A 13,303-nucleotide genomic window follows, 5' to 3' on the forward strand; every position below is an offset into this window, starting at 1 on the left:
ATGCTTAAAATAAGTGATAACCGTAAAGCAAGGTTAAATGCTCTTTTGTTCTAAAATACCCGTCAACATTGCGGTATTTATTATCATGGGTATTGATTGGGTTATTGTATACTGCCAAGCAGTAGCGCATAGACCAAGTTCACACTGAATACAGTATTATGGTCAGTTTTTAACTAAAATCGGTAGAGATTCATCTCATTTGTATCAAATATAAGGAGCTTTCATTGCAAACCTATCTTGTTGGTGGTGCCGTTCGTGACACCTTATTAAACCTTACGGTAACAGATAAAGACTGGGTTGTGGTTGGCACAACACCAGAAGCAATGCTAGCTGCAGGATTTGAACAAATAGGCAGTGACTTTCCTGTTTTTCTTCACCCAAAAACGAAACAGGAACATGCTCTAGCTCGAACCGAGCGAAAATCCGGGCATGGTTATACTGGCTTTATTTGTTATTCTGCACCTGATGTAACGCTTGAACAAGATTTACAGCGCCGTGATCTTACCATCAATGCGATAGCTCAATCACCAACGGGGGAGTTAATAGATCCTTACCATGGTCAACAAGATCTTCACGATAAAATTTTACGTCACGTCTCCCCTGCATTTAGTGAAGATCCTTTGCGTGTCTTACGTGTCGCTCGTTTTGCCGCGCGTTTCGCTCATTTAGGTTTTACTGTCGCACCTGAAACTATCTCGTTAATGCAAGAGATGGTGATCAGTGGTGAATTAGAAAGTCTAACACCTGAGCGGGTATGGAAAGAGTGGGAGAAATCACTCTCTAGTGATGATCCACAAGTATTTCTTACGGTACTGCGCCAATGTGGTGCTTTATCGGTTGTCATGCCAGAAATTGATGCTCTGTTTGGCGTACCACAACCTGAAAAATGGCATCCTGAAATTGATTGCGGTATCCATACTTTATTAGTGGCTAAAAAAGCCGCTGAGTTAACCACCGATAAAACCATTCGTTTTGCCGCACAGGTACATGATTTGGGTAAAGCCTTATCCCCAAAAGAGGATCTTCCTCATCACAAGACACACTGTCGAGATGGTATCAAACCTATCAAAGCGCTGTGCCAACGTTTGCGTATACCAAATGACTATCGCGATCTAGCATTATTGGTCTGTGAACAGCACACCAAAATCCATTATGCTGAAGAAATGCGTGCTGATACCTTTATTAAAATCTTTGATCAAATTGACGCATGGCGAAAACCCGACCGTGTTGCTCAACTAGCAATGTGCTGTCGTGCTGATGCTCGTGGACGCACCCACTTTGAGCAAACACCGTATCAGCAAGCAGACATTCTACAAGCGGTCTTTAAGACTGCACTAACCGTTGATGTCAAAGCCATTGTCGCCGCAGGTTTTAAAGGCGCAGAGATCAGAGAGCAACTTGCCTTAAAACGTAGCGAAGCCGTCGCGCAATATCTAAAAGAAACCCGAAAAGAATTCTAATACTCGCTCAGTGATAAATACAAAAAAGCCGACATGATGTCGGCTTTTTTTGTGTGTAAATAGCACGTTCAAATTACTTGGACATCAAGAATAGGAACAAACCAATACCCAAAATTAAGCGGTAGATAACGAACGGTGTCATCCCCAAGCGCGTTACTAATTTCAAAAATACGTGGATACACGCATAAGCACTGATAAATGATACTGCGATACCAATACTTAAGTTTCCTACATCAATAGGATCAGCGCCTGTCACCAGTTTTAAACCTAGATAACCGCCTGCTAAAAGAATAATAGGGATCGACATTAAAAATGAAAAACGCGCTGCAGCCTCACGAGTAAAGCCAAGATAAAGAGCCGCAGTCATCGTCGCACCAGAGCGAGAGGTTCCAGGAATAATGGCCGCTGCCTGCGCTAGACCAATAAACAACGCACTCTTCCAATTCACTTGATACTCGTTATCGGTTTGCTTCGCACGTTTATCAACCCACCATAGCAACAAACCAAAAATAATCGTGGTACACGCAATCACCCATGCTGAACGCAAGTACATTTCAATAAAGTCTTTCATCACCAAACCGAAGATACAGGCGGGGATTGTCGCTATCACAATCATCCATGCTAATTTCGATTCAGCGCTATGCTCACGTTTAAAAATGGAGTTCATCCAAGCGGTTAATAACGAAACCACTTCTTTTCGAAAATAAAGAATAACCGCCATCAACGTACCAACGTGTACAGCGACATCAAACGCTAAGCCTTGATCTGGCCAACCTAAGATCTCAGACGGTAAGATTAAATGGGCAGAGCTAGAGACGGGTAAAAACTCTGTTAGTCCTTGAATAAGGGCTAACATAAATGCTTCAAGATGACTCATTAATTGTCCTTAATTAAACACAGAATAAAAAGTAAGTAATGACTAACTTTCTACTAAACGACTCACTCAACAGGCCATAATATTTGCTGTTGAGAAAAATTTTGCCAAAGTTGCGCCAATGTTTGAGTCTCTTGTGGTATCACTAAATCAGGATTTAATTCACTGAGCGGCCACAGAACAAAAGCAAAACGGTAAATATCAGAACGTGGTAACGACGGTAAAGCATCACTCACAGCATCGCCATACAACAACAAATCAAGATCGATAGTACGACTTTGATTTTTAACTGCATGTGTCGGACGCCCTAATTTGCGTTCAATCTCTTTAAGTTGAGATTGTAATGCAGATAACGATAACGATGTCTGTATTTCGATCACTGCATTAAAAAAATTATCGCCATCAAAACCCACAGGCTCAGCTTCAAAAATGCGAGACATTCGCCATTTACTTGCCAGTGTCTTCACCGCATCTAAGCCAGCTTTTAAATGATATTCACGTTCAATATTACTACCAATACTGATATACGCGGTGATCACTTACTACCTCGCTCTATTTGCACTCCAACGCCACGCGCATTCACCACAGCACCAGGTTTAGTCACTCGTACTTTGATCCAAGGCACATTAAAGTCTGTCATGATTAAATTTGCCACATCTTCAGCTACACGCTCAACTAACAGAAATCGTCCCTGTTCAATCAAATTCGTAACAGCGGTACTTACCGTTGAATAATCCAATGCATAAGTAACATCATCACTGTTAGCAGCAGGTCGATTATCATGCGCCATTTCCAAATCAAGCACTAATTTTTGCTTAATTTCCTGCTCCCAGTCATATACCCCAATAGTGGCAATAACTTCTAATTTTTCGATAAATACCGTATCCATGCTCAATCGCTAATTTTGTTAGAGGTCGGATACCCAATGTCAGCAAAAGCGCGTATTATCAGGTAATATTCGTTAACATAAGTGTTGTTATTAACTATGTAACATTATCACTGTTAACTTGGCTGGAACTATACCACAGCCATGAACGAGTCAAAATTACAGTTCCGTAATATTGACGCAGATAAGATCCAGTTAACATTTCAATTCCTGTTGAACTGGCTCTTACCTTAGATATCCGGATAAATGCATGACACCACTAGCGCTACTGATGATCATTGCCGCCTACTTACTTGGGTCTATTTCTAGCGCCGTATTAATTTCACGGTTGTATCGACTTCCCGATCCTCGAAAAAGTGGTTCCGGTAATCCTGGTGCCACCAATGTGCTTCGTTTAGGTGGAAAAAGTGCAGCAGCGTTAGTTTTAGTGTCAGATATTCTAAAAGGTATGTTACCTGTATGGCTAAGCTACTTTTTAGGTATTAATCCTTTTTTACTCGGTATCATCGGTATTGCGGCTTGCCTAGGCCACATCTACCCGCTGTTTTTTCATTTCCAAGGCGGTAAAGGAGTTGCAACAGCCCTTGGGGCATTAGCGCCTATTGGATGGGATTTAAGCGGCATGCTCATTACAACATGGGTACTCACACTGGTTGTAACTGGCTACTCTTCACTCGCTTCACTTATCACAGCCCTTGCTGCACCGATGCTCACTTGGCTTGTAAAACCTGAATACACCATGCCAGTTTCCATGCTTTCTTGCTTAATCATTTTGCGACACCACGAAAATATTCGTCGCCTTCTCGATGGACAAGAAACCAAGATTTGGGATAAGTTTTCCAAGAAAAACAAAGACGTTTAAACAAAAAAAGCGAAGCTCTTTGCTTCGCTCTTCTATTGCTATACCAGTTTTTTATTAGTCAGCAATCGGTTTCAGTTGATCAATTGGCCAGCGTGGGAAGGCTTTAACACCTAAATCCATCGTCTCTTTGTTTTTCAAACGCTGCATGCCTGCATAAGCGATCATTGCACCGTTATCTGTACAAAATTCTGTACGAGGATAGAACACTTCACCTTTTAGGTTCTTCATCATGCTTTCAAGCTCTTGACGTAAGTGCTTGTTTGCACTGACACCACCAGCAATCACTAAGCGCTTTAAACCTGTTTGTTTTAGTGCACGTTTACATTTAATTGCTAAGGTATCGACTACCGCCTCTTGGAATGCAAACGCGATATCAGCTCGGGTTTGTTCATCATCATCGTTAGCACGAATCGTATTCGCCGCAAATGTTTTTAAACCAGAAAAGCTAAAATCAAGACCGGGACGATCTGTCATTGGTCGAGGGAATTTAAAACGCCCTTTAGTGCCTTTTTCTGCCATTTTAGACAGTAATGGGCCACCTGGGTAATCAAGCCCCATCATCTTCGCTGTTTTATCAAAAGCCTCACCTGCCGCGTCATCAATCGACTCGCCTAGGATTTGGTATTCACCAATGCCTTTAACTTCAACCATCATGGTATGACCGCCAGAAACCAACAAGGCAACAAATGGGAATTCAGGTGCATTATCTTCTAACATTGGCGCGAGAAGGTGTCCTTCCATATGGTGCACCGCAACGGCAGGTAAATCCCACGCGTACGCCAGACTGCGTCCAATGGTTGCACCCACTAATAATGCACCAACAAGACCAGGGCCTGCGGTATAAGCAACACCATCAAGATCGTCATGAGTCAGTCCGGCAGAAGCAAGCGCAGCCTTAATCAATGGAATCGTTTTCTTAACGTGATCACGCGATGCCAACTCAGGCACAACACCACCGTAATCCGCATGTAGCTTTACTTGACTGTAAAGTTCATGTGCCAAGAGACCTTTTTCATCATCGAAAATCGCAATACCTGTTTCATCACAGGAAGTCTCGATGCCCAGTATACGCATAACAACCTCTATACTATTAGGGGGTTTAAATGAAAAATCGGTATAGTTTCAATAACAACCGATAACTCAAATAGGGTTAGGAAGTACTAATTAAGGGGCATGTTACCGTTGTTGACATAAATTAACCAGTTCATAGGCGCAGAATGCTTTACAAATGCCCCCAGATCAGATTAGAATTTCGCACCATTTTTAATCAGCTGACACTTTGAACGTCAGCTTTAAATAGAATCACTCTGAGGTGAGTATTACATGCCAGTAATCAAAGTACGTGAAAACGAACCGTTTGACGTAGCACTACGTCGTTTTAAGCGCTCTTGCGAAAAAGCAGGTATCCTTTCTGAAGTTCGTCGTCGTGAGCACTTCGAAAAGCCAACAACTGTACGTAAGCGCGCTAAAGCAGCGGCAGTTAAGCGTCACCTGAAGAAATTGGCTCGCGAAAACGCGCGTCGCGTTCGTCTGTACTAATCTTTAGATTTTAATACAGAAGGATCGCGTAATGACTCTAATTGAACGTCTTAAAGACGAACAAAAAGCGGCGATGAAGGCGAAGGATAAACCTCGTCTTGGCGCTATCCGTTTAGTTCTTGCAGCAATTAAACAACGTGAAGTTGACGAAAAGATCACTCTTAACGACGACGACGTGTTGGTTGTATTAACAAAAATGGTTAAGCAACGTCGTGACTCTGTAGCCCAATATGAAGCTGCAGGCCGTCAAGACTTAGCTGATGTTGAGCATGCTGAAATCAGTGTTCTAGCCGAGTTTATGCCTCAACCACTAACTGAAGAGGAAATCTCTGCGTTAATGGATGAAGCTATTGCTGCGACTGGCGCTGCCACTATGCAAGATATGGGCAAAGTGATGGGCGTACTGAAACCGCAAATTCAGGGTCGTGCCGATATGGGGATTGTTAGCAAGTTAGTGAAAACTAAACTAGGTTAATCACTCTCCTATTCAGCGACAAGCCGTGCTATCCTTTTGGGGATGCACGGCTTGTTCGTATCTGATTGAACAAGAACTCAACACACTCCAATAACAATCTTCTTTCATTTCACTATCAGGTTATTTGCTTTCTTATGGCAGGAAAAATACCACGTTCATTCATTGATGATCTTATTTCTCGACATGACATTGTCGATGTCATTGATGCACGGGTAAAACTCAAAAAACAAGGCAAAAACTTTGGTGCTTGTTGTCCTTTCCATAACGAAAAAACACCCTCTTTTTCTGTTAGCCAAGAAAAGCAGTTTTACCACTGTTTCGGTTGTGGTGTGCACGGTAACGTACTCGATTTTGTCATGGAGTTTGATCGCCTTGATTTTGTTGATGCGATTGAAGAATTAGCTTCACAGCTAGGTTTGGAAGTGCCACGTGAAAACGATGGAAATAATACCCATCGTGGTCCAAAAGCCGCTGACAAACGTAATTACTATGAGTTGATGGGACAAGTTTCACAATTTTACCAATCTCAACTTCGTACCAAAGAAGGTGAAATTGCTATCGATTATCTCAAAGGTCGTGGCTTATCCGGTGAAATCGTAAAAAAATTCTCGATCGGGTTTATTCCTGATCAATGGGACATGGTACGGAGTCGTTTTGGCAGAGATAATGAATCGCAAAAAGCACTTGTAAACACAGGTATGCTGATCGAGAACGACAATGGTCGTCGTTATGATCGCTTCCGTGGCCGAGTGATGTTTCCGATCCATGATCGACGTGGACGAGTTATTGGTTTTGGCGGACGCGTGTTAGGCGATGGCACCCCAAAATACCTCAACTCACCTGAAACCGATATTTTCCATAAAGGTCGCGAGTTATACGGCTTATATGAAGTGTTACAAACTCACCGTGAACCAAATAAAATCATGGTAGTTGAAGGTTATATGGATGTCGTCGCGTTAGCGCAATTTGGTGTTGATTACGCCGTAGCGTCACTCGGTACATCAACCACAGGCGATCATATTCAAAGTCTATTTCGTCAAACTAGCACGGTTGTATGTTGTTATGATGGCGATAGAGCTGGACGAGACGCTGCATGGCGAGCAATGGAGCAAGCACTGCCGTATTTAACGGATGGTCGCCAACTCAAATTCATGTTCTTGCCTGACGGCGAAGATCCTGATTCATGTATTCGTGCTGAAGGCAAAGACGCCTTTGAACAACGTGTTGATGAAGCGATGCCATTATCAGATTTTCTCTTCAACAGTTTAATGCGACAGGTAGATACCACCAGCCGCGAAGGGAAAGCAAAACTTAGCACCCTCGCCGTTCCACTGATCGATAAGGTCCCTGGTGGCACGCTCAGGCTATACTTACGTGAGCTGCTTGGCAAAAATTTAGGTTTGCCTGACGAAGCCCAGCTTCAGCAACTAATATCAATGCATGGCAAAACATCAAAGCCTGTTGGCCAAGTACAAATTAAACGAACACCAATGCGAGAAGTGATCGCATTATTGATTCAGCACCCTAACTTTGTCACTCACCTTGAGTTTGACATGAGTGCATTTGAAAATATTGAATTATCAGGCTTAAATTTATTGCTATCGATAGTTGATAAATGCCGAAGTAACCCCAATATCAGCACTGGACAACTTTTAGAACACTGGCGCGGTACCAAGAATGAAGCCACAATGGCTCGTCTCGCTGCGTGGGTATTACCGTTGTCGAAAGATGAAGACAACAGCTTAGATGTATTTTTAGACGCAATGGACAAAATTATTGATCAGTGCGTCAAACAACAAATTGAACAGTTGCAGACTAAATCGAGAACAGTCGGCTTATCAGTCGAAGAAAAACAGGAATTACAGTTACTATTACTGAATCGTCCTGTTTAATAAGTAGTCAACAATTAAGAAATTTGTTATAATTAACGGTTTGCAACTCTGCATACTAAATTATCACTCAGACCCGAAGTTGGATACCGTCTATGGAGCAAAATCCGCAGTCACAGCTAAAGTTACTTGTTGCGAAAGGCAAGGAACAAGGCTATCTGACCTACGCCGAAGTAAATGACCACCTACCAGAAGATATTGTTGATTCTGATCAGGTTGAAGACATTATTCAAATGATTAATGACATGGGTATTAAGGTAGTTGAAACTGCCCCTGATGCCGATGAACTCATGATGACTGAAGATAATGCCGACGAAGACGCCATTGAAGCAGCGGCGCAAGCATTATCAAGCGTAGAAAGCGAGATCGGCCGCACGACAGACCCTGTACGTATGTACATGCGTGAGATGGGTACGGTTGAACTACTTACTCGTGAAGGCGAAATTGATATCGCAAAACGCATTGAAGATGGTATTAACCAAGTTCAATGTTCTGTCGCTGAATACCCATCTGCAATTGCTCACTTACTTGAGCAATTCGATAAAGTTGAAGCTGATGAGCTTCGCCTAACTGATATTATTTCAGGCTTTGTTGATCCTAACGAAGAAGCAACTGCTGCACCAACAGCAACGCACATTGGTTCAGAGCTAAGCGAAAGTGATCTTGAAGACGAAGATAAAGATCTTGAAGATGACGAAGACGCTGAAGATAGCGATGAAGAAGAAGATGACGGCAGCATCGATCCAGAGCTTGCTCGCGAGAAGTTCTTAGAACTACGCCAAGCCTACGATAAAATGGCGTTAGCAATTGAAACAAACGGTCGTCAAAATGCGACGACTGAAGTTGCAGTTGAAGAGCTATCAGAAGTATTCAAGCAGTTCCGTCTGATACCTAAGCAGTTTGACCGTTTGGTTAGCTCACTACGTGATTCTATGGATAAAGTACGCACTAACGAGCGTCTTATCATGCGTATGTGTGTTGATAACAGCAAAATGCCAAAGAAAACATTCGTTTCCTTATTTGCAGGTAACGAATCAAGCCAAGATTGGATTGATGAAGCACTAAATTCTGGCAAACCTTATGCTGAGCGCTTAAAGGTATACGAAGAAGATCTTCGTCGTTCTTCGCTTAAGCTACGCATGCTAGAAGAAGAAACAGGTCTTTCAATCGAACGTATTAAAGACATCAGCCGTCGTATGTCTATCGGTGAAGCAAAAGCTCGCCGTGCGAAAAAAGAGATGGTTGAAGCAAACTTACGTCTGGTTATTTCTATCGCGAAGAAGTACACCAACCGCGGTCTGCAGTTCTTGGATCTAATCCAAGAAGGTAACATTGGTTTGATGAAAGCTGTTGATAAATTTGAATACCGTCGTGGTTACAAATTCTCAACTTATGCGACATGGTGGATCCGTCAGGCAATCACACGTTCAATCGCAGATCAGGCACGTACTATTCGTATTCCTGTTCACATGATTGAAACCATCAACAAACTGAACCGTATCTCTCGTCAGATGCTTCAGGAGATGGGTCGTGAGCCATTACCTGAAGAATTGGCTGAACGCATGCAAATGCCGGAAGACAAGATCCGTAAGGTATTGAAGATTGCTAAAGAGCCAATATCAATGGAAACCCCAATTGGTGATGATGAAGATTCACATCTAGGTGACTTCATTGAAGATACTACGCTTCAATTACCAATGGATGCAGCAACAGCAACCAATCTACGTGCAGCGACAAACGATGTACTTGCAGGCCTAACACCACGTGAAGCTAAAGTACTACGTATGCGTTTCGGTATTGATATGAATACTGACCACACGTTAGAAGAAGTGGGTAAACAGTTTGATGTAACGCGTGAGCGTATTCGTCAGATTGAAGCAAAAGCGTTACGTAAGCTTCGCCACCCAAGCCGTTCTGATGTGCTACGCAGTTTCCTCGACGAGTAAACTTAAGCATTAAAAAAAGCGAGCCTAGCGCTCGCTTTTTTGTATCTTAAGCAATGCACACAATAAAATAACAAAGTCACTTATTTGATTTATGCTGCAAATATCTCGAATAGAAGACTAACTGTTGAAAAAGCAAACAAAATCCTAGCCTTAATCGCTAGACAAGGGCAAATCCATCCCCTATAATTTGCCCCATATTGGCCCCTTAGCTCAGTGGTTAGAGCAGGCGACTCATAATCGCTTGGTCCCCAGTTCAAGTCTGGGAGGGGCCACCAAACATAGAAAGGCAGAAAAGGTTAATCCTTCTCTGCCTTTTATTTTATCTATATACACCCTTTCAGATTCAGATCACAAAAACCATTATTGTGATTTCATCAATTACTTTGATACTTCTTCACCACAACAGAATATATTACAGCGTAAAGACAATATTAAATAACCCTTCAAGTCTTGATAAATAACAATACTTTATTTTTATTTATCAGCATAATCATCATCGTTACGTCACATAACAATGAGACGATTTAGGCTCTTAACTCTAAGTGCAAATCATAAGAGTTCTGCTATAATGTTGCGCTCGTTAAGCTCATATCCAATAAACTGTTTGATATTATAAATTAACGCAAGTACCAAGATCTAACCAACGATAAGTAACAATAAAAATTTTGTACTGTCACTTTATCAAAGCGCCAACGTTTTTATAAAGTAATGTTTATCGAGTTTTTTATTACAACCATCGTAGTAACTATTCTCTCATTTAGGATGTAGTGATACAGCAATCAGATGAGAACACTGGTTCTATGATAATAATTTCCCCTCGGGTAAAAGTTCGTCTGGAGAGACCCTCAATGAAAAAGACCAAGATCGTATGTACGATTGGACCTAAAACTGAATCTGTAGAAATGCTTACTAAACTAGCTAACGCTGGTATGAACGTAATGCGTCTTAACTTCTCACACGGTGACTTCGAAGAGCACGGTCAACGTATTCGTAACCTACGCGAAGTAATGGCTAATACAGGCAAAGAGCTAGCAATCCTGTTAGATACTAAAGGCCCTGAAATCCGTACAATCAAACTAGAAGGCGGTCAAGACTTCTCTCTAGTAGCTGGTCAAGATTTTACATTTACAACTGACACTTCAGTTGTAGGTAACCAAAACTGCGTTGCAGTAACTTACCCAGGTTTTGCTAAAGACCTCACAAAAGGTAACACTATCCTAGTAGACGACGGTCTAATCGAAATGGAAGTGTTAGAAACAACTGATACTGAAGTAAAGTGTAAAGTACTTAACAACGGTGACTTAGGCGAAAACAAAGGTGTTAACCTACCTGGCGTTTCTGTAAAACTTCCTGCACTTGCTGAAAAAGACAAAGCTGATCTTAAGTTTGGTTGTGAGCAAGGCGTTGATTTCGTTGCTGCATCTTTCATCCGTAAAGCTGAAGATGTACAAGAAATCCGTGCACTTCTAACCGCTAACGGTGGCGAAAACATCCAAATCATCTCTAAGATCGAAAACCAAGAAGGTGTTGATAACTTCGACGCGATTCTTGATGCATCTGACGGTATCATGGTTGCTCGTGGTGACCTAGGTGTTGAGATTCCAGTAGAAGAAGTAATCTTCGCTCAGAAGATGATGATCGAGAAATGTAACCGCGCACGTAAAGTTGTAATCACTGCAACTCAAATGCTTGATTCTATGATTAAGAACCCACGTCCAACTCGCGCAGAAGCGGGCGACGTTGCTAACGCAATCATGGATGGTACAGATGCAGTAATGCTTTCTGGTGAGTCAGCGAAGGGTAAATACCCAATTGAAGCTGTAACTATCATGGCGCAAATCTGTGCACGTACAGATTACGTTGTTAAGCCAGAGCTAGGTTCTCGTCTAGATAGCCCTCGTCTACGTATCACAGAAGCGGTATGTAAAGGTGCAGTAGATACAGCTGAGAAACTAAACGCTCCGCTAATTATCGTTGCTACTGAAGCTGGTAAGTCAGCTCGCTCTGTACGTAAGTACTTCCCAACAGCACGTATTCTTGCTGTAACAACAAATACTAAGACAGCAGCTCAGCTATGTCTTTCTAAAGGTGTTACACCTGTTGTTGTTGATTCAATTGAAAGCACAGATGCATTCTACCTACGCGGTAAAGAGCTAGCGCTTGAAACGGGTCTTGGTGCTAAAGGCGACATCGTTGTTATGGTTTCTGGTGCTCTAGTAGCTTCAGGTACTACAAACACAGCATCTGTACACGTACTTTAATTCGTACCTACTGATGTATAAAAAGGAGCTCTAGTAGCTCCTTTTTTATTCTCTTAACACCTTAAACACCCTCCCTCTTAAGGCGCTGCTTGTAACCTTAATAATAAATACGTGATAGCCCTTACTTTGGGGAATGCGACATCCTTATGTTAGCCATCACTTATATGATACCCCTACTATAAATGCCCAAATAGCACCTAAAATGTTTAAGCAATAAACAAACCAATGTATACTTTAATCTCAAATCACTAATAAATTCATATATAACAAGACGATAAATTCTCAATAATAATAATAACGAGAATTTAAGAAGCTGAAGAGGATTGACGTGTCTAGCCCGACTTTAACGAATCAGGTTATGGAGGTTATCCGACAAGATATCTTGCTCGGTAAACTTACCCCAGGCCAAAAGCTCGTTGTCGCTGATCTTAAAGAGCGATACAACGTAGGTGCATCTCCAATTAGAGAAGCCTTAGTGCAATTATCATGGAAAAAGTACGTTAAATTTGCACCACAAAAAGGGTGTTGGGTCGCCCCCGTTTCAATTGAAGAACTACAAGATCTTTTTAGTGCTAATAATGTTATCTCTCGAGAGCTATTAACGCGCGCAATCACACAAGGTGATGAAGCTTGGGAGCTCAATATCTTAACGACCTATCACAAACTCAGTCGCTTAGATCCAGCTCTTGATGACACTGACTTATCTGAATGGGAACAACGTCATAGTGATTTTCATACCGCCATTTTAACCAGTGCCAACTCTCCTGTAATGCTCGATATCTATAATGATATCTACGATCAAATAAAACGTTATCGTCATATTTGGGTAAGTAAAACACGAGAAGCTGAAGATCGCTACAACGATCAAGGGGAACACGAAGCCTTAATGAAAGCAGTCCTTGATCGTGATATAGAGCTCGCACAGAAAATCATGCAGACCCACTTTGAAAGAGCGGTTGATGATATAAAGAATCATCTCTAACCTTTTCAATAATAAATAAAAAAAGCTCGTTAATACAATTAACGAGCTTTTTGATCTTACCAGCCAAAGAGCTCTTTATGATGGGTATTTAACAGTAATACAACTAACAAAAAGTAAATTGCACTCACT

The 13,303-nt window shown here is 41.8% G+C and carries 12 protein-coding genes and 1 tRNA gene; 9 read left to right on the forward strand and 4 right to left on the reverse strand.

All coding sequences use genetic code 11. The features are described from left to right. The first annotated feature begins 224 nt into the window (after positions 1-224). Positions 225-1,460: a multifunctional CCA addition/repair protein gene (locus CTN01_RS16810; RefSeq protein WP_045148699.1), complete on the forward strand. Its 1,236-nt coding sequence runs from the start codon at positions 225-227 to the stop codon at positions 1,458-1,460. Positions 1,461-1,533: 73 nt separating this feature from the next. Here the strand turns inward: CTN01_RS16810 and CTN01_RS16815 are convergent, their stop codons facing one another. The 3 genes from CTN01_RS16815 to folB form a co-directional block, all read right to left on the reverse strand. Then, on the reverse strand, positions 1,534-2,337 hold the full coding sequence (locus CTN01_RS16815) for an undecaprenyl-diphosphate phosphatase (RefSeq protein WP_045148702.1): 804 nt from the start codon (positions 2,335-2,337) through the stop codon (positions 1,534-1,536). Between the two features lie 62 nt (positions 2,338-2,399). Further along, a complete protein-coding gene (gene folK / locus CTN01_RS16820) occupies positions 2,400-2,873 on the reverse strand; it encodes a 2-amino-4-hydroxy-6-hydroxymethyldihydropteridine diphosphokinase (RefSeq protein ID WP_045148703.1) in 474 nt (157 codons plus the stop codon). Next, positions 2,870-3,223, reverse strand: a complete 354-nt coding sequence (gene folB, locus CTN01_RS16825; RefSeq protein WP_045130746.1) for a dihydroneopterin aldolase — start codon at positions 3,221-3,223, stop codon at positions 2,870-2,872. Before folB ends, folK begins: the two co-directional genes overlap by 4 nt. 247 nt (positions 3,224-3,470) lie before the next feature. Between folB and plsY the strand changes: the two genes are divergently transcribed. After that, the gene (plsY, locus tag CTN01_RS16830) at positions 3,471-4,082 is read left to right on the forward strand and encodes a glycerol-3-phosphate 1-O-acyltransferase PlsY (protein WP_045083517.1); all 612 of its coding nucleotides are present in this window, start codon (positions 3,471-3,473) and stop codon (positions 4,080-4,082) included. Positions 4,083-4,136: 54 nt separating this feature from the next. On the opposite strand, the gene tsaD is transcribed toward plsY, so the two are convergent. Further along, entirely contained in the window at positions 4,137-5,156 is a 1,020-nt protein-coding gene (gene tsaD / locus CTN01_RS16835) for a tRNA (adenosine(37)-N6)-threonylcarbamoyltransferase complex transferase subunit TsaD (protein WP_045128293.1), read from the reverse strand. Between the two features lie 249 nt (positions 5,157-5,405). Here tsaD and rpsU point away from each other — a divergent pair, with 249 nt between their 5' ends. From rpsU to CTN01_RS16870, 7 genes are all read left to right on the forward strand, one after another. Beyond that, entirely contained in the window at positions 5,406-5,621 is a 216-nt protein-coding gene (rpsU, locus tag CTN01_RS16840; protein ID WP_005301411.1) for a 30S ribosomal protein S21, read from the forward strand. Positions 5,622-5,652: 31 nt separating this feature from the next. After that, on the forward strand, positions 5,653-6,096 hold the full coding sequence (locus tag CTN01_RS16845; RefSeq protein ID WP_005369839.1) for a GatB/YqeY domain-containing protein: 444 nt from the start codon (positions 5,653-5,655) through the stop codon (positions 6,094-6,096). A 134-nt stretch (positions 6,097-6,230) separates the two neighbouring features. Beyond that, positions 6,231-7,988, forward strand: a complete 1,758-nt coding sequence (gene dnaG, locus CTN01_RS16850; RefSeq protein WP_045148704.1) for a DNA primase — start codon at positions 6,231-6,233, stop codon at positions 7,986-7,988. 92 nt (positions 7,989-8,080) lie between these two features. Continuing rightward, positions 8,081-9,931 carry an RNA polymerase sigma factor RpoD gene (gene rpoD, locus CTN01_RS16855; protein ID WP_045128295.1) on the forward strand — a complete coding sequence of 617 codons (1,851 nt, stop codon included), beginning with the start codon at positions 8,081-8,083 and terminating at the stop codon, positions 9,929-9,931. A gap of 199 nt (positions 9,932-10,130) precedes the next feature. Further along, a tRNA-Ile gene (locus CTN01_RS16860) sits at positions 10,131-10,206 on the forward strand. Positions 10,207-10,779: 573 nt separating this feature from the next. After that, positions 10,780-12,192: a pyruvate kinase PykF gene (gene pykF, locus CTN01_RS16865; protein WP_005369842.1), complete on the forward strand. Its 1,413-nt coding sequence runs from the start codon at positions 10,780-10,782 to the stop codon at positions 12,190-12,192. A 358-nt stretch (positions 12,193-12,550) separates the two neighbouring features. Beyond that, the gene (locus CTN01_RS16870; RefSeq protein WP_005369843.1) at positions 12,551-13,174 is read left to right on the forward strand and encodes an FCD domain-containing protein; all 624 of its coding nucleotides are present in this window, start codon (positions 12,551-12,553) and stop codon (positions 13,172-13,174) included. Positions 13,175-13,303: the final 129 nt, after the last annotated feature.

This window comes from Photobacterium angustum (assembly GCF_003026365.1).
Classification (GTDB): Bacteria; Pseudomonadota; Gammaproteobacteria; order Enterobacterales; family Vibrionaceae; genus Photobacterium; species Photobacterium angustum.